Here is a 13,450-nt window from a genome sequence, read left to right as displayed (position 1 = left end):
TGCTCTCCACCCATAGATGCGCCTTGCCGCTGACGGCATGCGCTGTGACTGTTATTGAACTGCTGGATTTATTATCCTGTGGTTCAACATAGCATATCCGGCCTTAAAGCCAAACGAGGAAACGCTAAATCTTGAGTTTGCTTCTTGCCAGCGCCGAAGCGGCGGTGCGGGTCTCTACCCCGAGCTTGGTGAACACATGCTCGAGATGCTTGTTGATGGTACGCGGACTGGTACCCAGGATGTCGCCGATATCGCGATTGGTCTTGCCCTGCATGGCCCAGTACAGCACCTCGGACTCGCGGCGGGTAAGTTTGAACGTGGTCATCAGCGCGTCTATCTTGGCGGCATCCGACTCTTCGTGCAGCAGAATCACCCACTGGTCATCGTTATCGATTTCCACCAGGGTAAAGATCAGGCGGCCACTGCCTTGCGGAATGGTCAGTGTCGGCTTGTTGAGCCCAGCAATGCCGCCCTCGAACAGCTCTTTCAGCCAGCGCACCAGCTCCGGCGGCATGGTAGCGCTATATTCCGGCATGGTTTCTTCACCAAAATAACGCTCCATCCACTGCCGCGCCAATGGTGTCTGCCAGACGATCTTGCCAGTGCCCGGCGTCACTGCAATCGCGGCCTGGCCAAATGCATCAAGCACGCCACGAGTCTGGTGTACCAGACGGGATGTCTTCAAATGTGCGCTGATACGTGCCAGTACCTCTGCCGTGCGTATGGGCTTGGTCACATAATCGGTGCCGCCCGCCTCAAACCCCGCCACAATGTTTTCGGACTCGGTGAGGCCAGTCATGAAAATCACCGGAATATGTCGCGTCACCAGCTCCTGCTTCAGGCGACGGCATACCTCAAAGCCATCCAGCCCCGGCATGATGGCATCCAGCAGAATGACATCAGGCTGAGCCTGTGCCGCTGTCGCCAGGGCCGTTGCGCCATCCTGGGCAATCAGCACCATAAAGCCGGATTCATCCAGGGCATCATGCAATACCGCCAGGTTATCCAGCACATCGTCAACGATCAGAACAACCGTCTGCGCGCTACGGTCATCATTCGCTTTTTTCATGGAGACTCACTTCTTCCAGTATTTTTCGCATGGCATCGAGCTGAAATTCTTTCAGCAGCCGCTGCATCAGGGTCACAAAGGGGCCGTATTGTGGGCCCAGCAAGGCAATGACTTCCAGTTTTTCTGCCACTCCACGCACAAAGCCGATTTTCAGGAATGACTGCAACTCATGCAGAAACTCCGGCGGCGGGAATAGCAAAGGCTCCTGCGGTGGTGGAGGTGGCTCCTCGGCAACGCTCTCGGCGCGTGTCACCCACTCCAGGCCCAGACGGTTACCCATCCAGCCCAGCAACTCAAACACATTCACCGGCTTGAGGATAATGTCTTCAGTCGGAATTCCGGCCGTGTTTTCCAGCCCCTTGTCGAAAGCATTGGCCGAAACAATCCCAATGCAGACATCGGATTGATGCACCTTGCGTATGATGTAGCTCGCTTCCCAGCCATCCATCACCGGCATCGCCAGATCCATCAAAATCAGATCGGGACGGAAATTGGGGTAGATCTCCAGACACTCACGACCATTGGCCGCCTGCGCCATTTCAAAGCCCAGCGGCTCCAGAATATTGATGATCAGCTCGCGGTCCACATGCTCGTTATCCACCACCAGCACCCGGCGACGCGGGCCTTTGTAAGCCACAGGCTGCGCAATGATGACCGACTGCATTTCGTTGCTGCTGTGAATTTGCGGCAAGAAGAGACGGATCTGAAACACGGTGCCACTGCCCACCACACTGCGCACACTCAACTCGCCGCCCATCAACTGCGTCAGCATCTTGCTGATGGTCAGCCCCAGGCCGGTACCTGCCACCGTGCTGTTATTAGCCGCACTGCCACGGGCAAAGGGCTCGAAAATCTCATCCAGCTCCTCTTTCAGAATGCCGGGGCCGGTGTCCTCGATCTCGATGACAGCCAGCTCGCGCGCATAGCGCAGCCGGAATACCACGCCACCCTGCCGGGTGAATTTCACGGCATTGCCCAGAATATTGATCAGTATCTGGCTCAGGCGCTTCTGGTCGGCGCGCACCATGTCGGGCAGATCGCCAGTGAGTTGATAGCTGAAGGTCAAGCCCTTGTTGCGGGCCTGCAGTTCAAACATATCGACCACCTGCTGGATAAACTCCGGCAGGCGCAAGGGCTTGATATCGAAGGTCAGCTTGCCACTCTCGATACGGGCAATATCGAGCGTACCTTCAATCAGCGATAGCAAATGCTCACCGCTACGCCGAATCACGCGGATGGCGGGCTGGCGGGCAGCGGGAATGGAAACATCGTTATCCAGCAGCTGGGCATAACCAAGAATACTGTTGAGCGGCGTACGCAACTCATGGCTGATACCCGTGATATAGCGGCTCTTGGCCTGATTGGCTTGCTCGGCCACCTGGCGCGCCTGTTGCAGCTCGGCGTCAGTTTGCCGGTGCAGTTCGATTTCGCGCAGCAGCAAACCGGTTTGGCGATTGGATTCTTCCTGCGCCACACGGCGGCTTTCACTGGTGAGCACCAGCCACCAGGCGATCACCGCACTGGCAAACACCAGCGCTGCAAATACCTTGAGGAAGGCCAGCCGCAAGGGCCCGAGCAAAGCGGCGGCGGCACTCTTCTCCAGGATCAGCGTTTCGTGGAAGTAAATCAGCCCGAGCAGGGCGCCGAGAAAGGTCAGCGTGACTCCCATCAGCAGCAGATAGTTACTGAGACCGCTCTGCAAATAGGACCACAAGGCCTTGGGGAAGACAAACTTGAGCATGTCCTGCCACTGTTCGGAAAAGCGCGCCTGCGGTTTGCAGGCATCGTTACAGCGGGCGTCCAGACAGCAGCACAGCGAGCAAATGAAGCCCTGGTAGGCCGGGCAGTTCGCCATATCATCAGTTTCGTAATCATTGCCACACACCGAGCATTTGGCGATGCGCATGGGGATGCTGGATTGCGGCAAGGTGAACTTGAACGGCTCACGCGCAATGTAATAACGGCCGCGCGTGGCCCAGGCAATCAGCGGTGATGCCAGCAAGGCGGTAAACAATGCAATAAAGGCCGAGAATGCCTGCGCCTGCTGACCAAAGGTGCCAGAAAACGCCAGGATGGATAGCACGGATGACAGCAGCATCGCGCCCACCCCTACCGGATTGATGTCAAACAGATAGGCGCGGCGGAATTCGATGCCCTTGGGACTCAAGCCCAGCGGTTTGTTGATCACCAGATCAGCCACCACAGCGGCGATCCAGGCAATCGCAATATTGGAGTAGAGCCCCAGCACCTGCTCCAGCGCCTGGAACACATCGAGCTCCATCAGCATGACGGCAATCAGCGCGTTGAACACCATCCACACCACGCGTCCGGGGTGACTGTGCGTGAGCCGGGCGAAGAAGTTGGACCAGGCGAGCGAACCGGCATAAGCGTTGGTCATATTGACCTTGACCTGCGAGATCACCACAAACAAGGTCGTGACCCCCAGCACCACTTGCGGTGAGGAGAAGACGTAATTGAACCCTGCCATGTACATATGCGTCGGGTTGATCGCCTGCTCATGACTGACGCCCTGCTCAATCACCAGATAGGCCAGCAGCACGCCACCCAGCATTTTGAGGATGCCGAGCAATATCCAGCCTGGCCCCGCCAGCAACACGCCCGCATGCCATTGCCATTTGTTCTTTTCGGTTTTTTCCGGCATGAATCGCAGGAAGTCGACCTGCTCGCCAATCTGCGGAATCAGGGCAATACCCACGGCAATGGCGGCCCCAAACATCAGAAGGTTGAACTCGCCATGCAGGCCGGAACTGCCGCTATAGGCATGCAGGCGATTGAGTATGTCCGGATCTTTATAGATCACAAAAATGAAAGGCAAGGCCAGCAGCACCAGCCATATCGGCTGGGTGATCATCTGGATGCGGCTCACTAGCGTCACGCCGTGCGTCACCAGCGGAATGACCACCAGCGCGCTCACCATATACCCTATCCACAACGGCAAATGGAAACAGAGCTCCAGCGCATAGGCCATGATGGCGGCCTCCAGCGCAAACAGAATAAAAGTGAACGACGCGTAGATGAAGGAGGAAATGGTTGAGCCGATATAGCCAAAGCCGGCGCCACGGGTCAGCAGATCCATGTCCACGCCATACTTGGCAGCGTAATAACTGATGGGCAGCCCGGTCATGAAGATGATGAGGCCGACGGCCATGATGGCCCAGAAGGCATTGATAAAACCGTAGTTGACGGCGATGGTGCCGCCTATGGCCTCCAGCACCAGAAAGGAAATGGCGCCGAACGCCGTATTCGCCACGCGCAGCACCGACCATTTGCGGAAAGAGCGGGGAGTGAATCGGAGGGCGTAGTCTTCCAGGGTCTCATTGGCGACCCATGTGTTGTAGTCGCGACGTATCTTCACGATACGCTGCGTCGCCATGGATTCGCCGTTCAATTTCCCCTGATTGACTGTCCCGTCTGCCATTTCATTTCCGCCATATAGCGCAGCAATGCCCCCTGCTGCCTTGTTATTTGTTTGGCACAAACCTGCCCCACTTCATCCTACGCAAGCTCAAAACTTTTCGCACTGCGTCAAATGACGTATTTCAAAGAGATGCACCTTACCTGCCAGCTCTGCGCATAGTCAGTGTTTTATAACACCAAAATCATAAATATCGGGCGATACGCCCTGGTAAAGAAATATGAATCGCTAAGCTGCCATGCAGAAATGGCAGATGACGGGAGGGAAAAAACAAACGCCCACCCAGAATGGGCAGGCGTTTTTCGAGTGACTGAGTAAAGCGTATCAGGCGAAGAGCATCCAGCCGCCCGCCAGCGCAATGGCACCACCGATGGCTTGCTGCAGGCGTGCGGACAAAGGCAGGCCGCGCGAGGCCAACAGCAAACCCGCCATATGCAGCAAGGCCGTGGCCGCCAGCATGGCAGGCAGCACCATCAGCGCTGAGTGGGTGACCAGCTCAGCACCGTGCGCCACACCGTGCAGCAGGGCAAACAGCGCGACCAGCGCCACCTGCCACAGGCGTTTCAATACCACATGCAAGGCGATCAAGAGGCCAATGGCCATGACACTGGCAGCAATACCGGTTTCCATCGCGGGCAGTGTGAGCCCGGCCATGCCGGCCAGTGCGCCCACCAGCATCACCAGTAAAAAGGTCAGCGGCAATTGCCAGCGGGCAGCGCCGCCAAGACGCCCAGCCCACAGCCCCACCGCCAGCATCACCAGCAAGTGATCCCAGCCGGTTAGTGGATGCATGAAGCCAGCTGCAGCGCTGTCCAGGCCATGGCCCGGGTGCGCCAGTGCCAGCGCTGGACTCAGCAGCAAGGCCATGGCTGCCAGACCTGTGTGTGTATGTCGATTTTGCATAATGGACTCCTGTTGTGTAGCGGGTAACGGACCGTGCAATTACTGCATCAGCCCTTGTTTTTCGATAAAGCGGACAATGTCTTCCAGGCCCTGGCCGGTCTTGAGATTGCTGAACAGAAATGGCCGCTCGCCGCGCATGCGTTTGGCGTCGCGGTCCATGACCTCCAGCGATGCGCCTACCATGGGAGCGAGATCGATTTTGTTGATGACCAGCAAATCGGATTTGGTAATGCCAGGACCGCCCTTGCGTGGAATCTTCTCGCCTGCCGCTACATCAATCACGTAAATCGTCAGGTCTGACAGCTCGGGGCTGAAGGTGGCGGCGAGGTTATCGCCACCGCTCTCGACGAATACCACGTCCAGCGGCGCAAAGCGCTGACTGAGCTGTGCCACCGCCTCAAGATTCATGGACGCATCCTCGCGGATAGCGGTATGCGGGCAGCCGCCGGTTTCCACGCCGATAATGCGATCCGGGCTCAGGGCCTCGTTGCGCGTCAGGAACTCAGCGTCTTCCTTGGTGTAAATATCGTTGGTCACCACGGCGATGTTGTAGACGTCGCGCAAACGCTTGCACAAGGCGAGTGTCAGCGCCGTCTTGCCGGAGCCTACCGGGCCGCCTATGCCGACACGCAGGGGTTCAGTCGTGTGTTCTGTTGATGTGCTCATATCGTATTCCTTGGCTTGATCTCACTGTTCATTGCGATGGTCATGGCTACCCCGTCAGGAGCGGAATAGCCGGGTATATTGTGTTTCATGGCGGCAGCCAGCAATGCTGAGGCCGGGGCAGAAGTTGCTGATGTCCTCGTCCGGCAATGCCATGGCACTCGCCACCAGCGCGGGCAATCGCCCGCCCAGTTCCAGCAGTATTTTCTGCCCGGCCACCTGCCCCAGTGGCACCGCTTTCATGGCGGCAGAGGCCTGATTTTCCAGCCAGGACCAGGCATAAGCATGCAAGGCCTGCTCAGGTGAAATCTGCCACTGGTCGGCAATGCCGGCATATACCGTGATAAATGCCGGGGTCGGCATGGCCTGCAAGCGCGCCAGCCAATCCACGGGCAGACTCTCAAACTCGCTCAGCAAGCGCACCAGTGAATAGCCCATCTGGCGACTTTCGGCATGCGCTTCGGCCGTATCACGCCCGGCCTGGTAAATCGCATCCCATTCATGGACCGCTGGCTGATCACCCGCCGCCCATGCCAGCATCAGGCGATGCAAAAGCGGTAACTCAAACTGTCCCTGATACATGGTCAGCACCGCCCCTATCCAGGCCTCGGCACTGGTTTTATCGGTGACATCGCCACACTCGATAGCCCACTCCAGGCCTTGCGAATAACTGTAGGCACCTACTGGCAACATAGGGCTTGCCAGCTGCAACAGGCGCGAAAGGGCCAGCGCCTTATCCGGCATGGCGCTTCAACCGCATGGGCGGACGCAGGTTGCCGCCGGTATCCTCATCATGATGATGGCGATGGCCGCCGCCATAGGCACCGGCTTCAGGTTCAAATGGTGCCTGCAGTTCATGCACCGTCACATTCAGCCCCAGCAGCATGTCTTTCAGCACGTGATCCTGTTCCAGCCGCAACCAGCCATCGCCAACCTGCAAAGGCACATGCCGGTTACCCAGATGATAAGCAGCGCGGGTGAGCGTCGGCGCATCGGCGGCCGTCACATCCATCACCGGCTGCTCGGCCGCCAGCACTTCAATAATGCGGCCATCTTCCGCGCGCAGACAATCGCCGCCACGCAGAATAGTGCCGCGCTCCAGCAGCAAGGCGGCCTCCTGGCCAGACTGCAAGGTGACGCGCAACCGGCTTTTCTGGCGACGATCAAAAGGCAATGCCACCCGGTCATCAATGTGGTCGTGGCCAACGGCCCGTTCAAATATATTCAGCATTTCGCTCATTGAATCTGCGCTTCCCCCTGACTTGCGCTCGTCATGCAAGGCATGCCATTAAAACAGAAAATAGCGTTGCGCCATGGGTAGCACGGTAGCAGGCTCGCACACCAGCAGCATGCCATCGGCGCGCACGGCATAGGTTTCGGTATCCACATCTATCGTTGGCATCCAGCCGTTGTGGATCATGTCTTTTTTCTTGACATCGCGCGTGCCGCGCACGGCCACCAGCGGTTTTTGCAAGCCCAGTGCCGCCAGCTGCGGATTATGCAGCGCAGCTTGCGAGACAAAGGTCACCGACGTTTTAAGTCCGCCGCCGTAGGCGCCGAACATGGGGCGATAGTGCACAGGCTGCGGCGTGGGAATGGACGCGTTGGGATCGCCCATGGCCGCTGCGGCGATCATGCCCCCCTTGAGGATGGTGGAGGGTTTGACGCCAAAAAATGCCGGGCGCCATAGCACCAGATCTGCCAGCTTGCCGACTTCGATAGAGCCCACTTCGTGCGCTATCCCGTGCGTCAGCGCAGGGTTGATGGTGTACTTGGCGATATAGCGTTTCACGCGGAAATTATCGTTACGCGCGGTATCTTCAGCGAGGGCGCCACGCTGCACTTTCATTTTGTGCGCGGTCTGCCAGGTACGAATGATGACTTCGCCGACGCGGCCCATGGCCTGTGAATCGGACGACATCATGGAAAAAGCACCCAAATCATGCAGGATGTCTTCTGCGGCAATGGTCTCGCGGCGGATGCGGCTCTCGGCAAAGGCGATGTCTTCTGCAATGGCGGGATCAAGGTGATGGCACACCATCAACATATCCAGATGCTCATCGATGGTATTGACGGTGTAGGGCCGGGTCGGATTGGTGGAAGATGGCAGCACATTGGCAAAGCCTGCCGCCTTGATGATGTCCGGCGCATGACCGCCACCGGCGCCTTCGGTATGGAAGGTATGGATGGTGCGATCCTTGAAGGCGGCGATCGTGGTTTCGACAAAGCCCGATTCATTCAGCGTATCGGAGTGAATAGCCACCTGCACATCCATGTCCTCCGCCACGCTCAGGCAATTATCAATGGCGGCGGGCGTGGTGCCCCAGTCTTCGTGCAGCTTGAGGCCGATGGCGCCGGCTTCCACCTGCTCCACCAGCGGCTGCGGCACGCTGACATTGCCCTTGCCCAGGAAACCCAGGTTCATGGGGAAGGCATCGGCCGCCTGCAACATGCGATGAATATGCCAGGGGCCCGGGGTACAGGTAGTGGCAAAGGTACCCGTTGCCGGGCCGGTGCCGCCGCCTATCATGGTGGTGACGCCCGACATCAGCGCTTCTTCAATCTGTTGCGGGCAAATGAAATGGATATGGGTATCAATGCCGCCAGCGGTCACGATCATGCCTTCGCCGGCAATGACCTCAGTCGCGGCGCCAATGGCAATGGTGACGCCAGGCTGAATATCGGGATTACCCGCCTTGCCAATCGCGGCGATACGGCCGGCCTTGATGGCAATATCGGCCTTGATGATGCCGGTATAGTCCACAATCAGGGCATTGGTGATTACCGTGTCGGCAACCTCGGCCGCGACCCGCTGGCCCTGACCCATGCCATCGCGTATCACCTTGCCGCCACCGAATTTCACCTCTTCGCCATACAGCGTGTAGTCTTTTTCCACCTCGATCCAGAGGTCGGTATCCGCCAGTCGCAGGCGGTCGCCCACCGTGGGGCCAAACATTTCAGCATAGGCCTGCCGTGTAATCTTGACGCTCATATCAGTGCTCCCATGACCTTGCCGGCAAATCCATACACCTGCCGGTCACCCGCCAGTGCTACCAGTTGCACGGTGCGTGTCTGCCCCGGCTCAAAGCGGACCGCAGTGCCCGCGGCGATATCCAGCCGGAAGCCATAGGCAAGCTGACGATCAAAACTCAAGGCTTCATTGGTCTCGTAAAAATGGTAATGCGAGCCTACCTGTATCGGCCGGTCGCCGGTGTTGGCAACGGCCAGCGTCACCGTGGCACGGCCATCGTTAAGGAGTATCTCGCCTGCTTCTACCTGCATTTCACCAGGAATCATGACATGTCTCTTTTCGTTAACTTTTGCGTGACAGACAATCAGGGTATGGGGTGATGGACGGTGACCAGCTTGGTGCCATCGGGGAATGTCGCTTCAATCTGGATTTCAGGAATCATCTCGGGCACGCCCTCCATCACATCGTCACGCGTCAGCAGCGTGGCGCCATAGCCCATCAGCTCGGCCACGGTCTTGCCGTCGCGTGCGCCTTCCATGATGGCGGCTGAAATAAACGCCACCGATTCCGGGTAATTGAGCTTGAGCCCGCGCGCCTTGCGACGCTCAGCCAGCAGCGCGGCTGTAAAAATCAGCAATTTGTCTTTTTCTCTTGGGCTTAATTCCATCGTTTGCCTCGTTTCATCCTCTTGGCATTTCGCCAACTCATCCTGTTATAGCAAGCCGTTTTCTACCACTTCACCGCCATGATCGCCAAGCCACGCAGACACAGTGAACAGCTGGTTACCCCGCCGCGGTGTCCCCTATCAGGTGTTCCAGATACGTGGCCGCACAGCCTGACGCGCACCGTACCAGGGGCGCAAGTGCTGCCACAAGGCCTCAAAATACTGCCGGGCCTCCGGGGCAGAATCCCCCAGATAGCGGGCCACCACGATCTCCGGCAAGGCGGTCACGCCGACGCGCGCGGCGGATGCCACCGTCAATGCCTGACAATCCGCCAGAATATCCTTGGGCAAACTGCCCGCGGCGACCACAAAACTGCCATGGACCAGCGCGTGATGCAGACCGACGGGCGAACGCATGACCAGGGATTCTGGATGCCAGTGACCACGCTCCAGCCAGATATAGCGCCCATCACGACGGATGGTAAAGCGCTGGCGCACAGCTCCGTGCTGCCATAGCTCGCCGCGCGCCTGACGCCCAAAGCACTGAATATCCCATCCGGCAAAAACAGCCTGGCCGGTCAGGTGAATGTCGGCTTCGAAGTGCACATCAGCACCATCAAACAATATATTTTCCTGCGGCAGCCATTCCAGTTGCGCCTGGTCAGCCAGATGAAACTGCAGTGCCTGACTGGCGCGACGGCCACCGGATTTATACCACTTGCCCGCACCGGGTGTCGTCAGCAAGGCCTGCGATTGCGGCCCCAGCGTGGCTTGCAAGGTCAGCTGATCACCACCGGCAACACCGCCAGGCGGATGCACGATAATGCCGTGGCAGACCTCAGGTCCTTCCGGATGCAGGCTTTTCTGTATGACCAGCGGCCCCTGATGGGCGCGGCGAACCAGCGTGCTGCGCTGGTGACTGACGGCAAACTCCAGCTCCAGCCTGGCTTGCCAGCCTGCGGCATATGCGCCGGATAATGCGGTAAGCGCCTCATGGGAAATCTGGTTCATACCGCATCATGACATAAAAAAATGGAAAAACGGACTGCGAAAAGGGCCGACTGGCAGTCTGAAAGGGCCTGCCAGTCGGGGGAAACTCCCGGTCGCTCACACCGAGAGGTAACTCTTGATCTTGGCCGCATCCACTTCTTCACGCTTGTTTTCGTGGATGAATTTACCCTTGTCGATCACGATGATGCGATCGGCAATTTCCATGGTAAAGCTGAGCACCTGCTCGGACACGATGATGGTGATCTCGCGCATTTTGCGGATTTCATTCAACACCTTGGCAATGTCCTTGATGATGGAAGGCTGTATGCCTTCGGTGGGCTCATCCAGCAGCAATACCTTGGGATTGGTCACCAGCGCACGGGCAATCGCCAGCTGCTGCTGCTGACCACCGGAGAGATTGCCGCCCTTGCGGTTACGCATCTCGAACAACACCGGGAACAAGGCATAGATATCCTCAGGGATTTCCCGGGTTTTGGATTTCTCCATGCCGGTCATGATGTTTTCCTGCACCGTCATGGTAGGGAATATCATCCGGCCCTGTGGCACATATGCCAGACCCTTGGCCACGCGCTCATGGCTTTCGTTGCCATTGAGGTCTACACCATCTACCGTTGCCTTGGCGGCCTTGCTGGGCAGAATGCCCATCAGCGATTTGAACAGCGTGGTCTTGCCCATGCCATTGCGGCCCATGATGGCCAGGGTTTCGTTGCGCTCAGCCTTGAAGCTGAGGCCGTGGATCACCTGGCTCTGGCCATAACTCACATTCAGGTCTTGAATTTCAAACATCGTCTGTCTCCCGTGACGTAATGGCTCAACTGCTAGTGGCCCAAATACACTTCAATGACCTTTTCATCGGCCTGCACCTTGTCCATGCTGCCTTCGGCCAGAATCTTGCCCTGATGCAGCACAGTCACCTTGTGCGCGATCTTCTTCACGAACTCCATGTCGTGCTCGATCACGATCACCGAACGGTTCTGGCAGATGCGATTCAACAAGTCGGCCGTCTGGTCGCGCTCCTTGGCGCTCATGCCCGCCACTGGCTCGTCCAGCATCAAGAGTTCTGGCTCCTGCATCAGCAACATGCCGATCTCCAGCCATTGCTTCTGGCCGTGGCTCAGCAAGGCGGCCTCCATATCCAGCAGGTCTTTCAGCAGGATTTCTTCCGCCACCTTGTATACCCGTGTCATTACATCGTCCGAGCGCTTGAACAGCAGGCTGCCCCAGACGCTGCGACCACGTGGATACGACACTTCCAGATTCTGGTACACGGTCAGGTTTTCGTAGATGGAAGGCGTCTGGAACTTGCGCCCCACCCCGGCGCGCACAATTTCATGCTCGGCCAGCTTGGTCAGCTCTTTGTTCTTGAACTTGATCGAGCCCGAGGTGGATTTGGTTTTGCCGCAGATCAGATCGAGCACGGTGGTCTTGCCGGCGCCGTTAGGGCCGATCACCACGCGCAGCTCGTTCTTGTCGACGTACAGATTCAGCTTGTCCACCGCCTTGAAACCGTCAAACGATACGGTCAGGTCTTCAATTGCCAGGATAAAGTCAGTATTACTCATGCTTCTGCTCCCAGTTTTGTGCCTACCTTGCCATGACTGGCATGGGCGTCAGTCTGCTTTTGTTTCTCCTCCGCCACCCAGCGCTTGAGGAAAGGAATCTTGCGGGCATGTTTCTGGTAAATGCCAGCCAGGCCATCCGGGAAGAACATCACCACGGCGATGAACAGGCCACCCATCAGGAACAGCCAGAGTTCCGGGTAGGTTTCCGAGAACACGGTCTTGCCGTAGTTGACCAGCAAGGTGCCGTATACCGCGCCTATCAGCGACATGCGCCCACCCACAGCAGCGAAGATCACCATTTCAATCGACGGTACGATACCGACAAATGAAGGTGACATGAAGCCCACTTGCAGGGTAAACATGGCGCCACCGATGGCGGAGATCATCGCAGCCACGCAGAAGGTGAAGATTTTGAAGTCAGACACATCGTAACCAGAGAAGCGCACGCGCTCTTCTTTATCGCGCATGGCCAGCAGCAGCATGCCGAATTTGCTGGTCAGGATGTAACGCGACAGGAAGATGCAGCCGAACAGCAGAATCGCATTCACATAGTAAAGAATGTACTTGGCGCTATCGGTACGGATATCCCAGCCCAGCATGGTCTTGAGGTCGGTAATGCCGTTCACACCACCGGTATAGCCTTGCTGGCCCACAATCAGGATGCTCAGGATCAGCGCAATCGCCTGCGTGATGATGGCGAAGTACACACCACCCACACGACGCTTGAACATGGCAAAGCCGATGATGTAGGCAAAGATGGTGGGCACGATCAGGATCGCCAGGATGGTGAATGGCAAGCTCTTGAACGGCTCCCAGAACCATGGCAAGGCCGTCAGCTGGTTCCAGTCCATGAAGTCAGGAATGCCTGGCGTGGTCTGGATCTTGGTGCTGATCGGGTCAGAGGCTTCCAGTTTCAGGAACATCGCCATGCAGTAACCGCCCAGGCCGAAGAACATGCCCTGCCCCAGACTAAGGATGCCGCCATTGCCCCACAGCAGCACCAGACTCAGTGCCACAAAGGCGTAAGTGAGGTATTTGCCCACCAGATTGAGCCGGAAGATATCCAGGCCCAGCGGCAGGATAACCAGGATCAGCAGCGCCAGCAGGGCAAGGCCCAAGACCCCCTGCTTGCCGCCCAACAATTTATCGGAGAGTGTTTTCATGAATGTTT

General features: G+C 57.7%; 13 protein-coding genes. All 13 read right to left on the bottom strand.

Annotation, left to right across the window (positions count from 1 at the left end):
* Positions 1-124 precede the first annotated feature (124 nt).
* The 13 genes from MPQ_RS03640 to urtC all read right to left on the bottom strand — a co-directional run bounded on the left by MPQ_RS03640 (position 125) and on the right by urtC (position 13,442).
* Positions 125-1,069 carry a response regulator transcription factor gene (locus MPQ_RS03640; RefSeq protein WP_013441543.1) on the bottom strand — a complete coding sequence of 315 codons (945 nt, stop codon included), beginning with the start codon at positions 1,067-1,069 and terminating at the stop codon, positions 125-127.
* Positions 1,053-4,508 carry an ATP-binding protein gene (locus MPQ_RS03635; RefSeq protein ID WP_015829553.1) on the bottom strand — a complete coding sequence of 1,152 codons (3,456 nt, stop codon included), beginning with the start codon at positions 4,506-4,508 and terminating at the stop codon, positions 1,053-1,055. Before MPQ_RS03635 ends, MPQ_RS03640 begins: the two co-directional genes overlap by 17 nt.
* Positions 4,509-4,829: 321 nt before the next feature.
* Positions 4,830-5,408 carry a HupE/UreJ family protein gene (locus MPQ_RS03630; RefSeq protein WP_013441541.1) on the bottom strand — a complete coding sequence of 193 codons (579 nt, stop codon included), beginning with the start codon at positions 5,406-5,408 and terminating at the stop codon, positions 4,830-4,832.
* Between the two features lie 39 nt (positions 5,409-5,447).
* Entirely contained in the window at positions 5,448-6,074 is a 627-nt protein-coding gene (gene ureG, locus MPQ_RS03625; protein ID WP_013441540.1) for an urease accessory protein UreG, read from the bottom strand.
* Positions 6,075-6,128: 54 nt separating this feature from the next.
* Positions 6,129-6,815 carry an urease accessory protein UreF gene (locus MPQ_RS03620; protein WP_013441539.1) on the bottom strand — a complete coding sequence of 229 codons (687 nt, stop codon included), beginning with the start codon at positions 6,813-6,815 and terminating at the stop codon, positions 6,129-6,131.
* The gene (ureE, locus tag MPQ_RS03615; protein WP_013441538.1) at positions 6,805-7,302 is read right to left on the bottom strand and encodes an urease accessory protein UreE; all 498 of its coding nucleotides are present in this window, start codon (positions 7,300-7,302) and stop codon (positions 6,805-6,807) included. Before ureE ends, MPQ_RS03620 begins: the two co-directional genes overlap by 11 nt.
* A 57-nt stretch (positions 7,303-7,359) precedes the next feature.
* Positions 7,360-9,063, bottom strand: a complete 1,704-nt coding sequence (gene ureC / locus MPQ_RS03610; protein ID WP_013441537.1) for an urease subunit alpha — start codon at positions 9,061-9,063, stop codon at positions 7,360-7,362.
* Positions 9,060-9,368, bottom strand: a complete 309-nt coding sequence (locus tag MPQ_RS03605) for an urease subunit beta (protein WP_013441536.1) — start codon at positions 9,366-9,368, stop codon at positions 9,060-9,062. Before MPQ_RS03605 ends, ureC begins: the two co-directional genes overlap by 4 nt.
* Before the next feature lie 38 nt (positions 9,369-9,406).
* Positions 9,407-9,709, bottom strand: coding sequence for an urease subunit gamma (gene ureA, locus MPQ_RS03600; RefSeq protein ID WP_013441535.1), 303 nt, complete (start codon positions 9,707-9,709; stop codon positions 9,407-9,409).
* A 138-nt stretch (positions 9,710-9,847) separates the two neighbouring features.
* Positions 9,848-10,717 (bottom strand): urease accessory protein UreD, encoded by an 870-nt coding sequence (locus MPQ_RS03595; RefSeq protein ID WP_013441534.1) that lies wholly within the window; start codon positions 10,715-10,717, stop codon positions 9,848-9,850.
* Between the two features lie 96 nt (positions 10,718-10,813).
* On the bottom strand, positions 10,814-11,503 hold the full coding sequence (gene urtE, locus MPQ_RS03590) for an urea ABC transporter ATP-binding subunit UrtE (protein ID WP_013441533.1): 690 nt from the start codon (positions 11,501-11,503) through the stop codon (positions 10,814-10,816).
* 32 nt (positions 11,504-11,535) lie between these two features.
* The gene (gene urtD / locus MPQ_RS03585; protein ID WP_013441532.1) at positions 11,536-12,279 is read right to left on the bottom strand and encodes an urea ABC transporter ATP-binding protein UrtD; all 744 of its coding nucleotides are present in this window, start codon (positions 12,277-12,279) and stop codon (positions 11,536-11,538) included.
* The gene (gene urtC / locus MPQ_RS03580) at positions 12,276-13,442 is read right to left on the bottom strand and encodes an urea ABC transporter permease subunit UrtC (protein WP_013441531.1); all 1,167 of its coding nucleotides are present in this window, start codon (positions 13,440-13,442) and stop codon (positions 12,276-12,278) included. Before urtC ends, urtD begins: the two co-directional genes overlap by 4 nt.
* Positions 13,443-13,450: the final 8 nt, after the last annotated feature.

The sequence above is a fragment of the Methylovorus sp. MP688 genome (assembly GCF_000183115.1).
In the GTDB taxonomy this organism is placed as follows: Bacteria; Pseudomonadota; Gammaproteobacteria; order Burkholderiales; family Methylophilaceae; genus Methylovorus; species Methylovorus glucosotrophus.
Note: the sequence above shows the minus strand (reverse complement) of the source record. Positions and strands in the feature narration are given on the sequence as shown.